13 protein-coding genes are annotated in these 19,078 nt (G+C 72.4%); 6 read left to right on the top strand and 7 right to left on the bottom strand.

The features are described 5' to 3' along the window. Nucleotides 1–2: 2 nt before the first annotated feature. Both ACX114_RS04695 and ACX114_RS04690 read right to left on the bottom strand, forming a co-directional pair. Entirely contained in the window at nt 3–578 is a 576-nt protein-coding gene (locus ACX114_RS04695; protein ID WP_459295142.1) for an RNA polymerase sigma factor, read from the bottom strand. A gap of 15 nt (nt 579–593) precedes the next feature. Continuing rightward, nucleotides 594–1,172, bottom strand: coding sequence for a hypothetical protein (locus ACX114_RS04690; protein WP_459295140.1), 579 nt, complete (start codon nt 1,170–1,172; stop codon nt 594–596). Nucleotides 1,173–1,292: 120 nt separating this feature from the next. Here ACX114_RS04690 and ACX114_RS04685 point away from each other — a divergent pair, with 120 nt between their 5' ends. Then, the gene (locus ACX114_RS04685; RefSeq protein WP_459295138.1) at nt 1,293–1,757 is read left to right on the top strand and encodes a tetratricopeptide repeat protein; all 465 of its coding nucleotides are present in this window, start codon (nt 1,293–1,295) and stop codon (nt 1,755–1,757) included. 6 nt (nt 1,758–1,763) lie between these two features. Here ACX114_RS04685 and ACX114_RS04680 read toward each other — a convergent pair whose 3' ends face one another. Together ACX114_RS04680 and ACX114_RS04675 are read right to left on the bottom strand one after the other, a co-directional pair. Then, complete coding sequence (locus ACX114_RS04680; protein WP_459295136.1) at nt 1,764–3,170, bottom strand: sigma-54-dependent transcriptional regulator; 1,407 nt, start codon at nt 3,168–3,170, stop codon at nt 1,764–1,766. Beyond that, the gene (locus ACX114_RS04675; RefSeq protein ID WP_459295134.1) at nt 3,167–4,480 is read right to left on the bottom strand and encodes a two-component system sensor histidine kinase NtrB; all 1,314 of its coding nucleotides are present in this window, start codon (nt 4,478–4,480) and stop codon (nt 3,167–3,169) included. The genes ACX114_RS04680 and ACX114_RS04675 overlap by 4 nt, the downstream gene beginning before the upstream one ends. A 143-nt stretch (nt 4,481–4,623) precedes the next feature. Between ACX114_RS04675 and ACX114_RS04670 the strand changes: the two genes are divergently transcribed. Together ACX114_RS04670 and ACX114_RS04665 are read left to right on the top strand one after the other, a co-directional pair. Continuing rightward, complete coding sequence (locus tag ACX114_RS04670) at nt 4,624–5,559, top strand: MBL fold metallo-hydrolase (protein WP_459295132.1); 936 nt, start codon at nt 4,624–4,626, stop codon at nt 5,557–5,559. A gap of 31 nt (nt 5,560–5,590) precedes the next feature. Next, entirely contained in the window at nt 5,591–7,357 is a 1,767-nt protein-coding gene (locus ACX114_RS04665; RefSeq protein WP_459295130.1) for a M14 family zinc carboxypeptidase, read from the top strand. Between the two features lie 122 nt (nt 7,358–7,479). On the opposite strand, the gene cglD is transcribed toward ACX114_RS04665, so the two are convergent. After that, entirely contained in the window at nt 7,480–10,893 is a 3,414-nt protein-coding gene (gene cglD, locus ACX114_RS04660; RefSeq protein WP_459295128.1) for an adventurous gliding motility lipoprotein CglD, read from the bottom strand. A gap of 261 nt (nt 10,894–11,154) precedes the next feature. Here cglD and ACX114_RS04655 point away from each other — a divergent pair, with 261 nt between their 5' ends. Together ACX114_RS04655 and ACX114_RS04650 are read left to right on the top strand one after the other, a co-directional pair. Continuing rightward, entirely contained in the window at nt 11,155–11,940 is a 786-nt protein-coding gene (locus tag ACX114_RS04655; protein WP_459295126.1) for a TIGR02266 family protein, read from the top strand. Then, on the top strand, nt 11,937–12,884 hold the full coding sequence (locus ACX114_RS04650) for a serine/threonine-protein kinase (RefSeq protein WP_459295124.1): 948 nt from the start codon (nt 11,937–11,939) through the stop codon (nt 12,882–12,884). Before ACX114_RS04655 ends, ACX114_RS04650 begins: the two co-directional genes overlap by 4 nt. Before the next feature lies 1 nt (nt 12,885). On the opposite strand, the gene ACX114_RS04645 is transcribed toward ACX114_RS04650, so the two are convergent. Together ACX114_RS04645 and ACX114_RS04640 are read right to left on the bottom strand one after the other, a co-directional pair. Beyond that, complete coding sequence (locus tag ACX114_RS04645; protein ID WP_459295122.1) at nt 12,886–16,683, bottom strand: AAA family ATPase; 3,798 nt, start codon at nt 16,681–16,683, stop codon at nt 12,886–12,888. Beyond that, nucleotides 16,680–17,924 (bottom strand): exonuclease SbcCD subunit D C-terminal domain-containing protein, encoded by a 1,245-nt coding sequence (locus tag ACX114_RS04640; RefSeq protein WP_459295120.1) that lies wholly within the window; start codon nt 17,922–17,924, stop codon nt 16,680–16,682. The genes ACX114_RS04645 and ACX114_RS04640 overlap by 4 nt, the downstream gene beginning before the upstream one ends. Before the next feature lie 461 nt (nt 17,925–18,385). Here ACX114_RS04640 and ACX114_RS04635 point away from each other — a divergent pair, with 461 nt between their 5' ends. Continuing rightward, nucleotides 18,386–19,069, top strand: a complete 684-nt coding sequence (locus ACX114_RS04635) for a hypothetical protein (protein ID WP_459295118.1) — start codon at nt 18,386–18,388, stop codon at nt 19,067–19,069. The last annotated feature ends 9 nt before the right edge of the window (nt 19,070–19,078 follow it).

The raw sequence follows: 19,078 nt of genomic DNA, 5'->3' as shown, positions 1-19,078 counted from the left end.
CTTCAGCGGCGCGGCTTGCAGGAACAGTCCAGGCAGCCGTGCGCCGCGCACGCGCCGCAGCCGCGCTCCAGCGAACGCTTGAGCGCGAGCCGCGCACGGTGCAGCCGCACGCCCGCGTTGTTGGGGGTGATGCCCACCTCGCGCGCCACGTCCGGCACCGCCCGCCCCTCCAGGTCCACCTGGCGCACGAGCTGGGCGTACTCCGGCTTGAGCGTGGGCAGCAGGTCCCCGAGGCACGCGCACACGGCGCCCTTCAGCTCCGGGTCCTCGGTGGCGGAGTCCGCGTCGCGCGCCTCCACCTCCAGCGCGCGTCCTTCCGCGGCCTGCCGGCGGTGGTGGTCCACGAGCGCGTTGCGCAAGAGGCGGTAGAACCACGCCACCGCGCTCTCGCCGTCCTTCAGCGCCCCGCCCTTCTCCAGGGTGCGGGCGAAGGCCGTCTGGAAGAGGTCCTCCGCGACGGCCCGGCTGCCCACCCGCCGCTCCACGAAGGCGAGGAAGCGGCGCTGATGGGCCAGGAGGGCCGCCACCACGTCCTCGCGGTCCGGGGGCAGTCCTGCGTCTGGCCCTTCAGCTTCCATGCGGCTCCTGGATGACTACGGAGGGCCGTAGCCCTGCACGCGCGAGTTCAGCTCCACCGCGGTGGCGTAGATCTGCGCCCACGCACGGTACTTGAACTTCGCCATCGTGCCCTTCTGGTCGTTGGCGTAGTCGAACATGTCCTGGCGGAACTGCGCGTCCGCGGCCTTGCGGGCCTCGGGCTTCAGCGGCGTGCCCTTGCGGTCGTAGTAACGCAGCAGGTCGTAGCCGTAGTCGTGCGTCTTGGCCGCCGGGTCGAACTCCTTGTCCGGGCCAATCTTGCCGGGGACGGAGGCGTAGCCGAGCGGATCCTGCATGCGCTGGCCGTGCGGCGTCTGGATGGCGTAGGGCTTGTAGCCCATCACCTGCTCGAAGTCCGCCGGGGGCGGGCGCTTGCCGGTGAGGTACTCGCTCATCAGCTGGCCGTGGTCGCCCGGGGGCGCCTTGCCGATGGCGCCCGTGCGCTGGGCGGCGGTGGTACCGGAGGAGAAGGAGTCCTTCACCACGTTGCGCGCGGCGGGGGCGGCGGGACGCGCGGCGGTGGATTCCGTACCGGAGGTCTGCGGCTGGCGGACGGGCGAGTTGCGGATGATCATGGGGGGCCTGGGGGAGAAGTCTTCTCGATTTTTCGGAAACCGCCGTCCCAAAGTTGCGGCCCCCCGACCAAAGTCGCGCAGAATGCGTGCAACGCACCGCGTGGTGCACTGGGAGACACTGTGAAGAGCTACCCGTATTCCGAAGGAATCAAGGAACTGCGCGCCGGCAACTTCGAGAACGCGCAGCGTCTGGTGGAGCAGGCGAAGAAGCAGGGGGACGCCAGCGTGGAGGAGCTCACCGCCATGGCCTTCGCCATGGACGGGCACAACCAGCGCGGCTTCGCCACGGAGCTCCTGCAGGAGGCGCTGAAGCAGCAGCCCTCGGCGGTGGAGCCGGCCTGTGCCCTGGCCATGTACCACCTGGAGAAGCAGGAGGATGCCCAGGCCGCGGCCGTCCTCAAGCCCGCGCTGGACGCGGCTCCCGACCATCCCAAGGCGAACCTGTGTATGGCCATGGCCCTGGCGAAGACGGAGGCCGCCAAGGCCCGCACGCACGTCGCCAAGGCCGCGAAGGACACCGACGCGGACGTCCGCGCGCAGGCGGAGGCGCTGGACAAGGTCCTCGCGGAGCACCAGCCCCGCTAGGGGCCTTCAGTCGCCGCGCTTGAAGTCCTCCGTGCGGACGCCGTAGCGCTTGAGCAGGCGGTGCAGGCTCTCGCGCTCCATGCCCGCGCGCTCGGCCGCGTGGGTGACGTTGCCGGAGAACTCCTGCATCAGCGCGGTGAGGTAGTCGCGCGACACGGCGTCGCGCACGCGGTCCACCGCCTCGCGGTAGGGCTGCTTCGCCAGTGCCTCCGCTGGCAGCGGCCCCGGGGCCGCGGAGGCACGGGCCGCGGTGAGCTCGGGCGGCAGGTCCTCCGGCGTGATGCGGGGGCCCGCCGCCACCGCCGCCGCGCGCGCCACCGCGTTCTGCAGTTGCCGCACGTTGCCGGGCCACGGCGCGGCGGTGAGCGCCTGGAGTGCCTGGGGCGTGAAGCCTTCCAGCTCCGGCCGGTTCGCGCCCGCGAGGAAGTGCATGGCGAGCAGCGGGATGTCCTCGCGCCGCTCGCGCAGGGCGGGCATCCGCACCGTCACGCCCTCCAGCCGGTAGTAGAGGTCCTCGCGGAAGCGCCCCCGGGCCACCTCCTGCGCCAGGTCCCGGTGCGTCGCCGCCACCACGCGCACGTCCACCGTCACCGGCGTGGTGGTGCCCACGCGGCGGATCTCCTTCTCCTGGAGCGCGCGGTTGAGCTTCACCTGCACGGGCAGCGGCAGGTCGCCCACCTCATCCAGGAAGAGCGTGCCGCCGTGGGCCTCCTCGAAGAGGCCAGCCTTCGCGCCGGTCGCGCCGGTGAAGGCGCCCTTCGCGTGGCCGAAGAGCTCGCTCTCCACCAGCTCCGCCGGCAGCGCGCCGCAGTTCACCGCGACGAAGGGCTTGTCGCGGCGCGGGCTCTCGCGGTGCAGCGCGCGGGCAGCCAGCTCCTTGCCGGTGCCCGTCTCGCCGGTGAGCACCACGGTGAGGTCGCGCGCCGCCACCTGCGCGAGCAGCGCGTGCGTCTTCTGGAGCGCGGGGCTGGTGCCGCGCAGGCCGTGGAAGTCCGGCATGCGCGCCACGCGGTCAGCGAGTCCCTGTGCGTCGCGACGCTGGCGCTGGCGCTCCAGGGCGCGGGCGACCACCAGGGCCACCTCGTCCGGGTCGAAGGGCTTGGACAGATAGTCGTACGCGCCTTCCTTGATGGCCTCCACGGCCTTGGGGATGCTCGCGTAGGCGGTGACGAGGATGACCTCCGTCTCCGGCGCGCGCCGCTTCACCTCGCGCAGCACCGTGAAGCCGTCCGCGCCCGGCATCTGGATGTCCGTGACCACCACGTCGAACGTGCGCGCGGAGAGCAGGGCCAGCGCCTGCACGCCGTCGGGAGCGGTCGTCACCGCGTACGCGTCCCCGAGGATGCGCGCGAACAGCTTGAGCATGTTCTCCTTGTCGTCCACGACCAGGACCGAGGGCTTCGCGCCGCTCATGCCGCCGCCTCCTGTTCACGTGACGGCGCGGGCAGCGACAGCGTGAAGCGCGCGCCACCCAGGGCCCCGCTGTCCACGTCGATGCGGCCGCCGTGCGCCTCCGCGATGGCCTGGCTCACCGCGAGCCCCAGCCCCGTGCCGGAGGGCTTCGTGGTGAAGAAGGGCTCGAACAGCCGGGCCCGCGCCTCGGGCGTCACCCCGGGCCCCGAGTCCGATACCGCCACGCGAGCGCTCCCGTCCGCGTCCACCGCGATGCGAACCTCCACCCGTCCTCCCTCGCCCGCGGCCTCCGCCGCGTTCTTCACCAGGTTGAGCAGCACCTGCCGCAGCCGGGGCGCCTGCGCCCACGCGGTGCCCTCGCCGTGCACGTCCACCGTCACGGTGCCCAGGCGCGTGGCCTCACGCAGGCGCAAGACGACCTCCTCGCACGCGTCGCGCAGCGCCACCGGCTCCCGGGGCCCGCGGCCCGGACGCGCCAGGTCCAGCAGCCCCTCCACGATGTCCTGGCAGCGCACCGCCTCCTCCTCCACCACGCGCAGGTCCTCCGCGAGCGGGCCCTCCGCCCGCCGCTGCAACAGCCGCACGTAGCCGAGGATGACGCCCAGCGGGTTGTTGATTTCATGCGCCACGCCCGCCGCCAGCCGGCCAATGCCCGCCAGCTTCTCGTGCTGGACGAGCCGCGCCACCGCGTTGCCGATGTACACGCCCACCCCGGCCGCGAACAGCGTGGCCCCGCCCAGGAGCAGCAGCGCCCAGCGGAAGCTGTCGCGCTCCACCGCGCCCACCTGCGCCTCGAAGGCGTCCATGGACGCGTCCGAGTCCGCCGTCAGCGCGTCCACCCGCGCCTGGATGCGCGACACCCACTCCAGCGCGCGCCCATGCGCCGCCTCCACCGCGGCCGCGTCCTTCGCCATCACCGCGGGCAGCAAGGTGTCCCGGTAGAGCTTGTCCAGCGCGTCGCCCGACGCCTGGATGTCCGCCACCGCCGCGCGCTCGTCCGCGTCGCGCGCCTGCTCCGCGAGCCGCCGCGTCAATTCCTCCACGCGGGCGCGGGCCTCCGTGTGGAAGCGCCGGTGGCTGTCGTTGCCCAGGATGATGGTGTGCGCCAGGTGCGCGTACTGGTCCCTCACCGCCGTGGCCAACTCCCGCGCCTCCCGCGCGCGGCCGCCCACCTCGCGCAGCGCGCGCGTGCCCTCATGGATGTCCGCCAGCCGGCCGAGCGCATAGCCCGACGCCGCCGCGAACAGCGCCACCAGCGCGCCGAACGCGAGCAACACCCTGCGGGTCGTGGTGCCGGAGACAGGTCCCATGGGAAGCCCTCTTATACGGCGCCTGTCCTCCCAGGCGGTCCCAAGCCGCATTCCCCTTGCGCCCCTCCCCTCCGGCCGAGCATGACTCGCCCGAGGCGGCGAGGGCCCATCCTTTGGGAGACACCCGTTGCCGGGAGCCACTCATGGCGATGCGCTTCAAGAACCTGGATGGCAGCGGACCGCAGGCCTTCACCCGCGTCTTCAAGTGGGCCGTCACGGACAAGCTCGCGGGCAAGCGCCGCAGCGCGCCCGCGCGCGCGGTCGTGCCGCACGTGGAGCCGGACCTGGCGGTGCTCGCCACCCCGCCCGCCCCGGGCGAGGGCGCCCGCCTGACATGGCTGGGCCACGCGAGCTGGCTGGTGCAGTTGGATGGCGTGTCGCTGCTCATCGACCCGGTGCTGCGCGACGCCATCAACGTCATCATCCGCCGCAACGTGCCGCCCGGCGTGCCCGTGGAGAAGCTGCCGCGCATCGACGCGAGCCTGGTGACCCACAACCACTACGACCACCTGGACCTGCCCACGCTCAAGCAGGTGGGCGCCCGCATCGTCACCGGCCTGGGCCACGCGCCGGTGTTCCAGGGCCAGGGGCTGCCCTTCCACGAGCTGGACTGGTGGGAGTCCACGCAGGTGGGGCCCGTGCGCGTGCACTACGTGCCGTCCCAGCACTGGAGCCGCCGCGGCCTCAACGACGCCAACCAGATGCTCTGGGGCGGCTTCGTGGTGGAGGGCTCCAGCGCGCGCGTCTACCACTCCGGCGACACCGCCTACTTCCAGGGCTTCAAGGAGATTGGTGCGCGCTTCCCCAAGCTGGACGCGGCGCTCCTGCCCATTGGCGCCTACGACCCCGCGTGGTTCATGCGGCTGCAGCACATGAACCCGGAGGAGGCGGTGCAGGCCTTCGAGGACCTGGGCGCGATGGCCTTCTTCGCCATGCACTGGGGCACGTTCAAGCTCACGGACGAGCCCTTGGACGAGCCGCCCGTCCGCCTGGATGCCGAGTGGCTGCGCCGGGGCTGGCCGCGCGACCGCGTGCACGTCCTGCCCGTGGGCGGCACACACACCGTGCGGCACGGTTGAGCGCTGGCGGGGCTTGTGGTCTCAAGCGGGCATGCTCCTGCCCACCCTCGCCGCCCTGGTCCTCACGCAGGCCCCTCCCCCACTCACCACCCTCTCCGAGCAGAGCGGCTGGAAGCGCACCGGCCGCTACGCGGAAGCAGAGAGCCTCTGCCGCGCCTTCCCCAAGGCGTTCCCCGGCAAGGCCCGCTGCGACACGCTGGGCACCACGCCGGAGGGCCGGCCCATGGTGGCGCTCGTCGTCAGCCAGGACGGCACGCTCACCGCGGACGCCGCGCGCAAGAAGGGGCGGCCCGTCGTCTTCTTCCAGGGCGGCATCCACGCGGGTGAAATCGACGGCAAGGACGCCGGCTACTGGCTCCTGCGCGACGCGCTCCAGAACCGGGCCTCCGTGCCGGACCTGCTCAAGGGCGTCACCGCCGTCTTCGTCCCCGTCTTCAACGTGGATGGCCATGAGCGCTTCAACCCCAACCACCGCCCCAACCAGGTGGGCCCGGAGGAGATGGGCTTCCGCGTCACCGCCCAGAACCTCAACCTCAACCGCGACTACGTGAAGGCGGACGCACCGGAGATGGTGCTGCTGCTCAAGTACCTCAACGCGTGGGACCCGCTCGTCTACGTGGACCTGCACGTCACGGACGGCGCGAAGTTCGAACCCGACGTGTCCGTGAGCCTGGAGCCCCAGAAGTCCGGCCCGCCCGCGATGCGGGAGCTGGGCACGAAGCTGGTGGACGAGCTCTTCACCGGCCTCACCAAGGAAGGGCACCAGCCGCTGCGCTTCTACCCGTCCTTCATCGTGGACGACGACCCCACCAGCGGCTTCGCCTACGGCGTCCCCCCGCCGCGCTTCAGCCAGGCCTTCTGGTCCGTCCACCACCGCTTCGGCGTGCTCGTGGAGACGCACTCCTGGAAGAACTACGCCCAGCGCGTGAAGGCCACCCGCGACGTGCTGGAAGGCCTCCTGAAGCTCGTGTCCCGCGACGGCGCCGCGCTGCTGGCCGCCGTGAAGGCGGAGGACCAGAAGGCCGTGGCCGGACAGGTGCGTGAGGTGGTGCTCGGCTGGAAGAACACGTCCAAGCGCGAGGCGATCGCGTTCAAGGGCTACGCCTACGAGCGCCTGCCGTCGGACGTCTCCGGCCAGCCATACATCCGCTACGACGACACGCAGCCCCAGACGTGGAAGGTGCCGTACCTGCCGGACGTGGAGCCCGCCGTCACCGCGAAGCTGCCCGAGGGCGGCTACCTGGTGTCCGCCGCGCACGCCGCGTGGATCGCGCCGAAGCTGGCCGCGCACGGCATCGCGTTCCAGCGCCTCACCCGCGCGGTGCCCGCGGCGAAGGTGGAGTCGTTCCACTCGAAGGACTTCCAGCTCCAGGTGCGCTCCAACGAAAGCCACCAGGGCCTCACCGCGAAGGGCGAGTGGAAGCCGGACACGCAGGACCTGCCCGTGGGGACGCTCTACGTGCCGGTGGCGCAGAAGAACGTGGAGCTGGTGGCGCACCTCTTCGAGCCCGCGGGGCCGGACTCGCTGCTGGCGTGGGGCTTCTTCAACGCCCACTTCGAGCAGAAGGAATACATCGAGGACTACGTGCTGGAGCCCTGGGCCCGCGAGCTCCTGGCGAAGGACGCGGGCGTGAAGGCCGCGTTCCAGGAGCGCCTGAAGGACCCCACGTTCGCCAAGGACCCGCGCGCCCGGCTGCGCTTCTTCGCCGAGCGCCACCCGACCTGGGATGAGCGCCTGGGCCTCTACCCCGTCTACCGCGCCGCCAGCGCGCCTCCGAATCTGGCCGCGGTGAAGTAGCGGGGAAAGAAGAAGCCCCCGGCCCGCTTCCCCCTTGAAGGGGTGTCGCGGAGCGGGGGCTTCGGATTTGAGCGCCGCGCTCCCGGTCCATGAGGCACCGGGAGCGCGTTTTCATTCACGGCCTAGCCGATGGGCTTCTCGCAGACGCACGCGCTGACGTTGCAGGTGAAGCCCGGCGCGCAGCCGCCGCAGTCCGGCTTGCAGACGCAGGCGCACAGTTCCGCGTTGGCGGCGGAGCTGTTGCCGCAGTTGAGGGCCGCCGTGTCGCAGACGCAGCCGCAGGCGTTGTTGTCGAACTTGTAGCCCGCCGCGCAGGACGCGGACTGCACGCAGCTGCACGAGCAGGTGCCCGTGTTGCACGTCTCGAAGGTGCCGCACGTGCCGCCGCAGTCCGGCGCGCAGGTGAAGTCACAGACCGCGCGGTCGGTGTTGCACACCTGGCCGGCGGGGGCCGTGCCACCGCAGTCCGCCGGGCACTCGCACTTGTCCGTGGTGCGGTTGCAGGCGAGCTTGCCCTTGCAGAAGTCCGGGTCGTTCGGGTCGTAGTACTGCGTGTCGGACGCGCAGGGCGGCGGGTTGCCGTCCGGCTTGACGGTGCGGTCGATCCAGTAGCGGTACGACAGCGCCGCCTGCGTCTTGCCGGACTCCTTCGGACGGCAGGCGCCGTAGAAGGACACGGTGCGGTTGATGCCGTCCACGTCGAAGCCGTTGGTGCGGCTGCGCGGCAGGTCCCCGATGCTGGGGCAGACGGCCGGATCCACCACCGCCTCCACCGCGACCTTCAGCGACGCGCCAATCGGCGGCTTGAGCGTGCGGTAACCCACCGACGCGATGACGCTGTCCACGATGGCGTTGATGGTGTTGGTGATGGAGGTGTTGTCCCGGATGCTGCCGGACACGCCGCCCGTGGCCTGGATGACGTCCAGGTGGCGCGGGTTCGTGTTGTCCTCACCCGAGTAGCACTGGCCGCCGTCCGGCGGGCAGATGATGCCGTGCACCTGGATGGACTGGCCCGTGGGGTTGCTCGTGGTGCCGGACGTGGTGCCGGTGTTGAGGAAGTACGAGATGTAGTTGGCCACCGTGTCCGTGGACTGGTCCTTCACGTCCGTGAGGATGACCACCACCACCTTGGCGCCCGGACGCAGCTTCGTCTCCGCGCCGCCCGTGGACGCGGCCATGTCGTTGATGGCCTTGCGCGCCGCCTCCAGCGAACGCTCGCTGCCGTCACCGGCCAGGCCCACCCAGCAGTTGGTGTTGGCCGTGCAGGTGGTGTTGGGCAGCGGCGTGTACGTCGGGTTCTGGGTGGTGCCACCCTTCACCGCGCACACGCTGTTGTTGCACACCGCGTTCTGGGTCAGCCACGCCTTGAACTGGTTGATGTTGGTGGTGAAGGGGCGGATGACGTTGCGGTTGGCGCTGCTGCCCACCGTGTAGCTGGTGGTCACCATGGACACGCGCCAGTCCAGCGTCGCGTTGCCCAGCTTGTTGGCCACCGCCGTGCCCGCGTTCGCCAGCGACGTCTGCGACGACGCCATGGAGCCGGAGTCGTCCACCACGAAGAGGAAGTCCACCACGGCCGTGTTGCCGGTGAAGACCTCGCACTGCACCGCGTCCGCGTCACCGAACTGCGCCAGCGCGGAGCCGCCCGCCGTGTCCGCCGTCGTGAAGAGGCTGCCCGCCTCGTTGTAGCGGGCCGCCGGCGTGATGGCGAGCACCACCACGACGCTCTGGTTGGAGCGGTGCACGTACTGCGCCTGGATCTTGAACGGGCCGTTGATGCCCGCCGTGCCGCCGAGCGTCTCCGTGCTGTTGGGCACCAGCTGGCGCGCCAGCGAGTTGGTGAACGCCTTCAGCTCCGTCGTGCCGGCCAGCGCGTAGCGGGAGACCGCCGCGGGGAAGCCGTCCCAGGTGGTGAACGTCTGCGTGAACTCCACGTCCGCCGGCGACAGGAGCGCCGTGCCGGCGCGGATGGCCGACTCATCGGTGGAGGGCGTGGTGGAGGTGCCCACCTGACCGCGCTTGTACGCGATGAACGTCACCTGCTTCGTGTCGTCATAGCCCATCACGCCCACGGTCTGGCCGTTGGCCTTCAGGCTGAGGAGGTTGGCGTCCTTGAAGGTGTTGGGCAGCGCGAGCCGGATGTCCGCGCCGCTGTCCTCCTTGAAGGTCACCGTGCGCAGGTTCTGCACGGTGCACGCCTTGCCCGCGGGCGTGGTGGCCGCGCCGTCCTTGGGGTCCAGCGGGTTGAGCTCGCCGGGGTCCACCTTGCCGTTCTGGTTGGAGTCCTCCGCGCCGTCCGGGATGCCGTCGCCGTCGGTGTCCGCCTTGGTGGCGTCCGTCTTCGTCGCCGGATCCGCGTCACCCACGTAGCCGCAGTTGTTGCGCGGGGCCGCGCCCGTGGCCACGCCACGCTCCACGCCGTCCAGCAGGCCGTCGCCGTCCGTGTCCGGGTTGGTGGGATCCGTCTCGCCGGGGTCCACCTGGCCGTTGGAGTTGGGGTCCTCACCGAGGAAGCCGTTGCGGCCGGCGCCGTCCTGGAGCCCGTCGCAGTCGGTGTCGGTCAGGCGCGGGTCGGTCTCACCGGAGTCCACGCGGCCGTTCTTGTTCGTGTCCTCCACGCCGTCCGCCACGCCGTCGCCGTCCGTGTCGGCGCTGTTCGGGTTGGTGCCGGTGGCGTTCTCGACGGAGTCCGGGATGCCGTCGAAGTCCGCGTCGGGGATGGACGCGGCGCAGTCCGCCTTGCGCGGATCCGTCTCGCCCGGGTCCACCTTGCCGTTCTTGTTCACGTCCTCGGCGCCGTCCGAGCAGGTGTCGCCGTCCGAGTCCGGCTTGAGCGGATCCGTGCCCGTCGACTTCTCCAGGCCGTCCGGCAGGCCGTCGCCGTCCGTGTCGCGCAGGCGGGGATCCGTCTCACCGGGGCTCACCGAGCCGTTCTTGTTCGCGTCCTCCACGCCGTCCGGGATGCCGTCACCGTCGGAGTCCGCCGTGTTGGGGTCCGTCTCCGTGAGGTCGCGCTTGCCGTTGCGGTTGGCGTCCTCCAGGCCGTCCGGGATGCCGTCGTCGTCCGTGTCCGCCTTCACCGGCGAGGTGCGCGTGGTGGGGTCCTGGTCCGCGCGGAAGTTGCAGCTCGGGTCCGTGCTGACACTGGACGTACGGCCAACCTCCACGCCGTCGCGGATGCCGTCGCCGTCCGTGTCGCGCAGGCCCGCTTTCGTCTTCAGGCCGCCGGCGTAGACCGTGGAGAACTCCTCCTGGTCCGTCAGGCCGTCGCAGTCCGAGTCCTTCGTCGCGTTGTTCGGATCATACGGGTTGACGGGGACTTCACCCGGGTCGGGGTCTGGGTCGATGATGACGCCCGCGTCCTCGACGTAGCCGGCATCAAAGCCCGCGTCGACGCCGGCGTCGTCTCCCGGGCCTCCGTCGTTGGTGGGGCCTGGGCCGGGGCCTGGGCCTGGGTCCGGGTCAGAGCCGCCGCAGCCCGCCATGAGCGTGGCGGCGAGCAGCGTGCCGGAGAAGAGTCGGATCCAATTGCGCATAACGGGTCAGCACTCCGGGAAGGGGGGTTACGGAGAACACCCGCAGCATAAAGGGATGCGCGCCCAATGCCGATGTAGGTACGCCCTGGGACGGAGGTGGAATCACGATTCGTAAACTCGGCGTTCACCGCTGCCGCCTGTTTCCGACTGCACTGTCTTTACGGAGGCCAGGAGGGCTCGGTTATCGTCCGCCCCGTGCCTGTGTTCGGTCTTGCGGCGGTCTGGGGGGAAGCGGCTTCGCCTGAGAAGGCGGCGGCTGTCGTGGAGGGCCTGGGCGGGCTTCTGCCGTCCGCGCAGTCGATGCAGCTCGTGGTGGCGTTTCGCGACGAGGCCGGCGCGCTGGAGGTGAAGGTGGAGGTGCCCGGCTATCCGCGCGCGGCGGTGGAGCGGCTGGGCGAAGAGGTTCGCAAGAGCGGCGGCACGTTCGTGGAGCTGTGGCGGCTGCCCAAGGCGGAGCGGGACGCGCTGCGCTCGCGCACGCTGGCGGGCGGCACGCCCTTCAACGGCAATGAGCGCACGCAGGCCGCGCAGGAGTTGCGGCAGCACCTGGAGGCGCTGGCCGCGCGAGGTCCCCTGCCCGCCCCGTCCGCGCCGAGGACGCCGCCATCCGAAGCACCGCCCGCGCCGCTGGCCGCTCCCACGGGAGACGCAGGCGCGCCGCGGACGGGCTCCTCCGAGGGATCATCGCCGTCGGATCCGCCCGCGCAGCCCCCCGCGGGTGAGGAGCCCCAGCGCCGGGCCCGGCGTTTCGCGGTGAAGCTGGAGATGGAGTTCCGCACGGAGCTGGACTTCGTGCGCGAGCACGCGCTGAACATCAGCAACGGGGGACTGTTCGTGCGCACGGCGCACCGCCCGCCGCAGGACAGCGTCGTCACCGTGGACGTGAAGCTGCCTAACGGCCAGCGGTTGCAGGGCGAGGCGCTGGTGGTGCATGTGGTGGACGAGCAGTACACCGGGGGCGTGGGGCTGGCCTTCCTGAGCGACGACGCCACCTTCGCGGCGACGCTGGACGGATACCTGGCGAGCCTCGCCGGAGAGAAGGCGTGACGTTGGAGGAAGGCAAGACACCCGAGTGGCCGCGCGACCTGGGCCGCTTCCAGTTGCTTTCGCGGCTGGGGCGCGGCGGCAACGCGGAGGTGTTCCGCGCGCGGATGCTTCAAGGCCCGCATGCGGGCGAGGAGGTGGCCCTCAAGCGCGTGCGGCCGGAGCGCCTGCGGGACGCGGAGGCGCGCGAGCAGCTCCTGCACGAGGGGGAGCTGGCGCGGTGCCTGGATCATCCACACATCGTGGGCTTCCGGGAGTACGGCGAGCTGGCGGACGGGCCCTACCTGGCGCTGGAGCTGGTGGACGGCACGGACCTGGGGCGCGTGCTGGCGCAGTGCCGGCGCCGGCGCATCGAGCTGCCCATCGACATCTCCGTGATGATGGTGCGCCACGTGCTGGAGGCGCTGGCGTACGCGCACAAGGCCACCAACTCCAAGGGCCTGCCGCTGGCGGTGGTGCACTGCGATGTGTCTCCGCACAACGTGCTCCTGTCGCGTGGCGGAGAGGTGAAGCTGGCGGACTTCGGCGTGGCCCGCTCGCGCGCGGGGATGGAGGTGGACCTGCGGCGGGTGGGCAAGCAGAACTACCGCTCGCCGGAGCTCCTGGCCGGTGAGGTCTCCGTGGCGGTGGACCTGTGGGCGGCGGCGGTGCTGCTGTACGAGCTGCTGTCCCTGGAGTCGCCCTACGAAGAAGGGACGGCCGAGGAGGTGGAGGCCTCCATCCGGGGCATGCGGCTGACGCCCGTGCGCATGGTGGCGCCGGAGGTGTCGGATCCGCTGGCGCTGGTGTTGGACCGGGCGCTCGCGCCGCACCCGTCGCAGCGCTTCTCCTCCGCGGAGCAGTTCGCGCGGGCGCTGGCGGCGCTGAGCGACGACCGCGTGGCGACGCCGCTGGCCGTGGCCGCGGTGGTGCGCGGCCTGATGGGCGCGGAGCCGGTGACGGGCTGAGCTACGCCACCTGCTGATCCGAGGGGACGATCCTCCCCGCATCGCCTTCCACGACGAGCTTGCTGCGGCCGCCGCCCTGCTTCACCACGCGCACCTGCACGCCGATGCGCTCGGCGAGCCCGCTCACGTGGGAGATGATGCCCACCTGGCGGCCGGTGGCCTGGAGCGCGTCGAGCGTGGCGAGCGCGACCTCCAGCGTCTCCGGGTCGAGCGTGCCGAAGCCCTCGTCGATGAAGAGGGTCTCCACCTGCGTCGTCTCCGACGACAGCGAGGCCAGGCCCAGCGCGAGCGCGAGCGACACGAGGAAACTCTCGCCGCCGGAGAGGCTGGCCACGCTGCGGACCTCGTCGCCCATGTCGCCGTCCACCACCTGGAGGTCCAGGTCGTGGCCGGGCACGCGCTCCAGGCGGTAGCGGCGGGCCAGCTCGCGCAGGTGCGCGTTGGCGTGCAGCAGCAGCGCGTCCAGGGTGAGGCTCTGGGCGAAGACCTTGAACTTCTTTCCGTCGTGCGAACCGATGAGGTCGCCCAGCGTCTTCCAGACCTCCGCGTCGGCGCGGCGCTGCTCCAGGGCCCGGGCCTCCGCGCCATGGCGGGCGCGGGCGTCGTCGTCGTGGATCAGCTTCGCGCGCAGCAGGCCCTCCGCACTGCGGCGCACCTCCACGTCGGTGCGCAGGCGTTCACAGAGCTCCGCGACGTCCGCTTCCGCGAGCGAAGGAAGCCCGGAGGCCTCATGGCGGACGCGGCGCTCGCGACGCTCCACGAGGACGGCGCGGGCCTGGGCCACGGACTCGCGCAGGGCGTTGAGCGCGCGGGCCTCCGAGTCGCACCAGGCGGCGCCGCGAGACAGCAGGGCCTTGAGTTGCTCCAGGGTGGTGCCGTGGCCGGCGAGGCGTTCCGTGAGGACGGCCTGGGCGCGGTCGAGGGCGAGGGCGGCCTCGGTGCGCAGGCGCACGGCGTCCTCGGCGCGGGCGGTGGCCACCTTCTCCGCCTGCTGGAGGGACTCGGAGTCCTCGCGGGCGCGCTCGTAGGTGGCCTGGGCGGCGTCGATGCGCGCCTGGACCTCCGCGCGCACCTCCTGCGTGGGGCGGCCCTGGAGCAGCCGGGCGCGGGCCCTGGACGCGTCCTGGAAGGCCGTGTCCTTGAGGCCCGCGCGGTGGACGGCGGTCTGTGCGTCCTCGAGCCGGGACTGGAGGCGGACCTCTTCACGGGCACGCAGGCCCTGCTGCTCCTCCAGGCGCTTGCGAGAGGCCTCCAGCTCCGCGAGCTTCTCGCGCCACTTCGTCACGCGCGCCAGGCACTGGCCCTGGAAGCGCACGGGATCCTCCGCGAGCTTGTCCTTCCAGGGGGCGGTCTCGTTGGCGAACGGAGGGGACACTTCGGCGAGGGCGCGCTCGCGGGCATCGCGGGCGGTGTCCCGGCGAAGCAGCGCATCCCGGTGGGACTGGGCCGCGCGGGTCCAGGCGTCCTCGGCCTTGCGAAGGGCATCGGCCGCGCCTTCGCGCCGGGTGCGCCGGGTCTCCAGCAGGGCCCGGGCTTCACGAGCAGCACTGGCGCGAGCTTCCGCGGAAGCCTCTTCATCACGAAGGGTCGCGAGCCGCGCGCGCACGTCCTCCTGAGCGGCGCGGATCCACGTCTGAGCCGTGGTGGCCTCCGCGTCCTCGGGAGGCGATGCACTGGCATCCGGTGCGGCGGGGGCCGCGCGGGTCCACCGTTCGCGCGCCGCGCGCCAGGCTTCACGGTGCGCCGTGCGCTTGCGGGCCGCCGTGTCGCGCCGGGCTTCGGCCTGGGTCGCGGCCGTGTCCGCGGTCGCCTGCCGCACGCTCGCCGCGCTCTCCTGCTTCGCCGCGGCATCCCGCGCGGACTCCAGCTCCAGCACCCGGGCCGCGGTCTCCGCGACCAACCCCTCCAGCGCGGAAGCCTCCCGGGCATACGGATGTTCGAGCGCGCCACACAGCGGACACGGCTCACCTTCGTGCAGCGCGGCCCGGTGCGAGGCCAGGCCCTGCGTTGCCTCCGCGCGTGACTGCGCACGGCGCGCCTCGTGGAGCATCGCCTCCTGCGTTGCCCGTCGCGCCGCCGCGTCCTTCGCCTCCTCCGCCGCGCGCTGGGAGACCTCGCGGTGCGCCTTCACCTCCGCCGCCGCGTCACCTTCCGCCGTGCCCTCCGCCCGAGCGCCTTCACCCGCGAGCGTCAGCGCCCCCAGGACCTCCTGGCGCGCCAGCAGCGCCTCCCGGAGCGCCCGCCTCGCCGCGCCGCCATCCTCGCCCAGCGCGGCCTCCGCGTGCGTCGCCAGGGCCTGCGCCTGCGCTTCCGACTCGACCGCGCCCTGGTGCTCCTCACGGCGCGCCTGGGCCTCGTTGCCCAGACGGTCCGCGTCCTTCCCCAGACGGTCCGCGTCCGCGCCCGCCGCCTGCTCATCCTTCAGCGCCACCGCGAAGCGCTCCAGCTCGCGCTGCCAGCGGGGCCACTCCGTGGCCAGGGACTCCCAGCTCGCGTGCGACGCGCGCCACGCCTCGGCCGCGTCCACCAGCACCTGGGCCTTCGCTTCCGCCGCCTGCACCAGCGCCAGCGCATCCCGAGCCGACGCCTCCGCGGCCTTCGCCTGCTTCGCCAGCTCCGCGGCCTCACGGGCCTCGCGCTCCGCCTCCGCGCGGCGCGTGTCCAGCGTCGCGGCCTCCTCCAGCGCCGGACGCACCGACGCCTCCGCCTCCAGCGCCGCCGCCCGCGCGGCCTCCGCCTGCATCCGCACCTGCCGCTGCGCCGCCGCCGCCGCGAGCGCCGCCTCCGCCTGCGAGGCCCGCTCCAACTGCTCGGCCTCCGCCCTCACGCAGCCCTGCTCCGCGGCCTCCACCGCGGACACCACCGCGCGGAACCCCTCCGCCGCGCGCACCGACTCCAGCAAGGCCTCGCGAGGCGCCGCCGCCTCCCGCTCCGACTCCGCCCGGGCCACCGCGTTCTCGGCCTGCTGCTCCTGCCCCACGAACTCCGCGCGCTGCGCGTACCAGGACCGGGCCGCCTCCGCCTCGCGCGACCGCGTCTCCTCGCGGATCCGCGCCGCCTCCTCCTCGCCCAACTGGACGCGCACGCCCTCGCGATCCGCGTCCGACATCAGCGCGATGGCCGCGAGCCCCTGCGACAACCGCTTCAGCTCCTCCTGCTCCTTCGCGTTCTTCTCGTGCGCCGCGATGGACAGGCGGCTGTACACCTCCGTGCCCGTCATCCGCTCCAGCAGCTCCGCGCGCTCGTTCGCGTCCGCGCGCAGGAACGCCGCGAACTCCCCCTGCGCCAGCAGCGCCGAGCGCCGGAACTGATCGAACGACAGCCCCAGCCGCTCTTGAATCGCGTGGAGCACCTCGCCCTTGGTGCGGCCGAACACCTGTCCCGAGGCCACGTCCGTCAGGCTCAGCTCCTGCGGCCGGAAGCGCCCCTCCGCGCGCTCGCGCGCACGCCACACGTTCCACCGGGCCCGGTACCGCCGCCCGTCCTTGCCCAGGAAGTCCACCTCCGCGTGGCCCTTGCCCGCCCCGCGCCGCAGCATGCCGCGCACGTCGTACGCGGACAGCCGCGCCTCCTCGTCCTCGTCCGCTCGGCCCACCAGCACCTTGCTGGGCCCACCCAGGCGGGGCGTGCGGTCGAACAGCGCCAGGCACAGCGCATCCAGCAGCGTGCTCTTCCCCGCCCCCGTCGCGCCGGAGATGGCGAACAACCCCAGCCGGTCCAGCGGCGCCCGATCCAGCTCCAGCGCGAAGTCTCCCGCGAAGCTCGTGAGGTTGCTGCCGCGAATCGCCAGAATCTTCACGACGCGTCCTCCTGCACCTGCGTGAGCAGCGCGTGGAACGACTCCAGCAACCCCGGCGAGGGCGCCTCCTTGAAGTCCCGCGCATAGCGGGCGAGGAACACGTCCTCCGGCGTGCGCTCCCGCAGCGACAACCCCGGCCGCACGTCCGCCAGCGCCCCGCCCGTGCCCGTGTAGAACGGCGTCAGCTTCACCAGCCGCGCCGCCCGTCCCTCCAGCGCCTTCTCCACCTTGTGGCGCAGCGCCGGCTCCGGCCGGGGCAGCGACACGCAGACCTCCAGGTACGGCCGCATCGACTCCGGCGCCCCCGCTTCGTACGCGGGCAGCGCCGCCAGCAGCTCCAGCACCTCCGACAGCGGCGCCGCGGCCCGCGCGGGCACCCGCATCATGTCCGTGGTGCGAGGCACCGACAGCGGACGCACCTGCGTCAGCGCTCCGTCCTCCACGTCCAGCACCAGCACCTGGTGCCGGTAGTGCGCCTCCGACAGCGACAGCGGCAGCGGAGAGCCGCTGTAGCGCACGCCCTCGCGGCCACCCACGCGCTGCGCCTTGTGCAGATGCCCCAGCGCCGCGTACGCGACGTCCTCCGGGAACAGGTCCACCGGCAGCGCATGCTGGTTGCCGCCGAGAATCTTCCGCTCGCTCAGCTCCGACAACTCCGAGCCCGTCATGTAGCAATGGCCCATGGCCACCAGCGCCTGCCCGGACCGCCGCCGCCTGCGCGCCGCCTCCAGCACCTCCGCGTAGACGGAGCGCACGCCCTCCACCAGCCGGTCCCCTTCACTGTCCGGCACGGACGGCAGGTCCGAGGGCCGCAGGTACGGCACCGCCGCCACCCACGCGCCCACCTTGCCGCGCGCGTCATGCACCGGCACCACCAGCCGCTCCATCTCCAGTCCGCCCCGGTGGCGCGGCAGGCCGCCCACCACGCGCACGCCCAGGGCGTGGAACAGCGGATCCGGCGCGTCCAGGCGCGCGGCGGAGTCGTGGTTGCCGCCCACCACCACCACGTCCAGCTTCGGCAGCGTGCGCCGGGCACGCGCGATGAAGTGGTACCAGGCCGCCTGCGCTTCCGCGCTGGGGTTGGCCGTGTCGAAGATGTCCCCGGCCACCAGGAGCGCATCCACCTCCTGGGACTCCAGCGTGTCCAACAGCCACGTCAGGAACGCGGCGTGCTCCACTTCCCGTGAGACGTCATACAGCGTGTGGCCCAGGTGCCAGTCCGACGTGTGCAGCAGGCGCATCCGGCGTTCACCCTCCCTCGTGGCCCGGTGGCGGGTGCGGGCCGGGCAGCCTCCCCCGGTCCCATCCCCGACTCCAAGCGGCGAGCCCTCGCTCCCTTACCCGCCCCCTCTGACATTGTCGAAAAAGGGCGTCATTCCGCGCGCTTGCATCCGTGGCCTGCCCGACGCGTCCCATCCTCCCCACCCCACGCGCCACGGAGCCTCGCCACGCGGCCAGGGCCCACCCGCGAGGGCACACCCGTGGCATGGGAGCCCTGCGCCATGCGTGCACTTCACCGACGCATGCGCAGGGTCCGCGCGAAGAAGCGCGAGCCCCGTGAGATTCCACACGTTTGCGCTCGCGCGGCGTTCCTTCCGCAGGTCCACGCACCTCATGCAGCAAGCCTGCCCGGCGCGCGGAGGTGCATTCGCGATCGGATTGATGGTTCACGCGCCGCGAGGCCAGTGCACAATGCGCCGCCATGCTTTCCGGTGTCTTCTCCCCGCTCGGCATCCTCGCGTCCCTGCTCGTCGTGGGCGCCCTGGTCCTCGCCACGCTGTTCGAACTCAAGCGCCGCCAGCGCGCCGCGTGGGAGGCGTTCGCGAAGGCGCACGGCCTCACCATCGCGGAGCGGCGGATGGAGGTGCAGGGGCGCTATCAGGGACGGCCCCTGCTGCTGGCCACGGGCAAGCGCGGCGCGGGCGGCAAGAAGCGCCACACCGTGACGGTGCTGCGGCTGGACCTGGAGGGCGCGCTGCCCGCGGACCTGCTGCTGGAGCACGAGCGCCCCGAGGACAAGCTTCCCGGCGCCGCCACCCCGCGCGAGGAGACGATTGGCGACGCGGAGCTGGACGCGGCCTTCCAGGTGGAGGGGCTGGCCCCCGAAGCGCGCCCCGTCATCCTGGAGCCGGGTGTTCGGCAGCGCCTGCTGGGCCTGAAGGGCCACCGCCGCGTGAGCATCAAGGGCGGCTGGCTCCAGGTGGAGCAGCGCGGCGTCCCCGCGAGCACCGCCGCGCTGGAGGCGTTGATCCGCGCCCCCCACGACCTGGCCCGCGCCGTCACCGAGGCCGCGCCCGCGCTGCCCGCGACGAACGCCGTGGAGGCCACGCCGCACGCGGAGGCGTCACTGCGGGACGAAGAGCTGCCCGGCTCCGAGCACGCCTGAGGGCGGCGC

This window comes from Corallococcus sp. M7, assembly GCF_054512695.1.
This window is presented reverse-complemented; position numbering and strand designations above follow the sequence as displayed.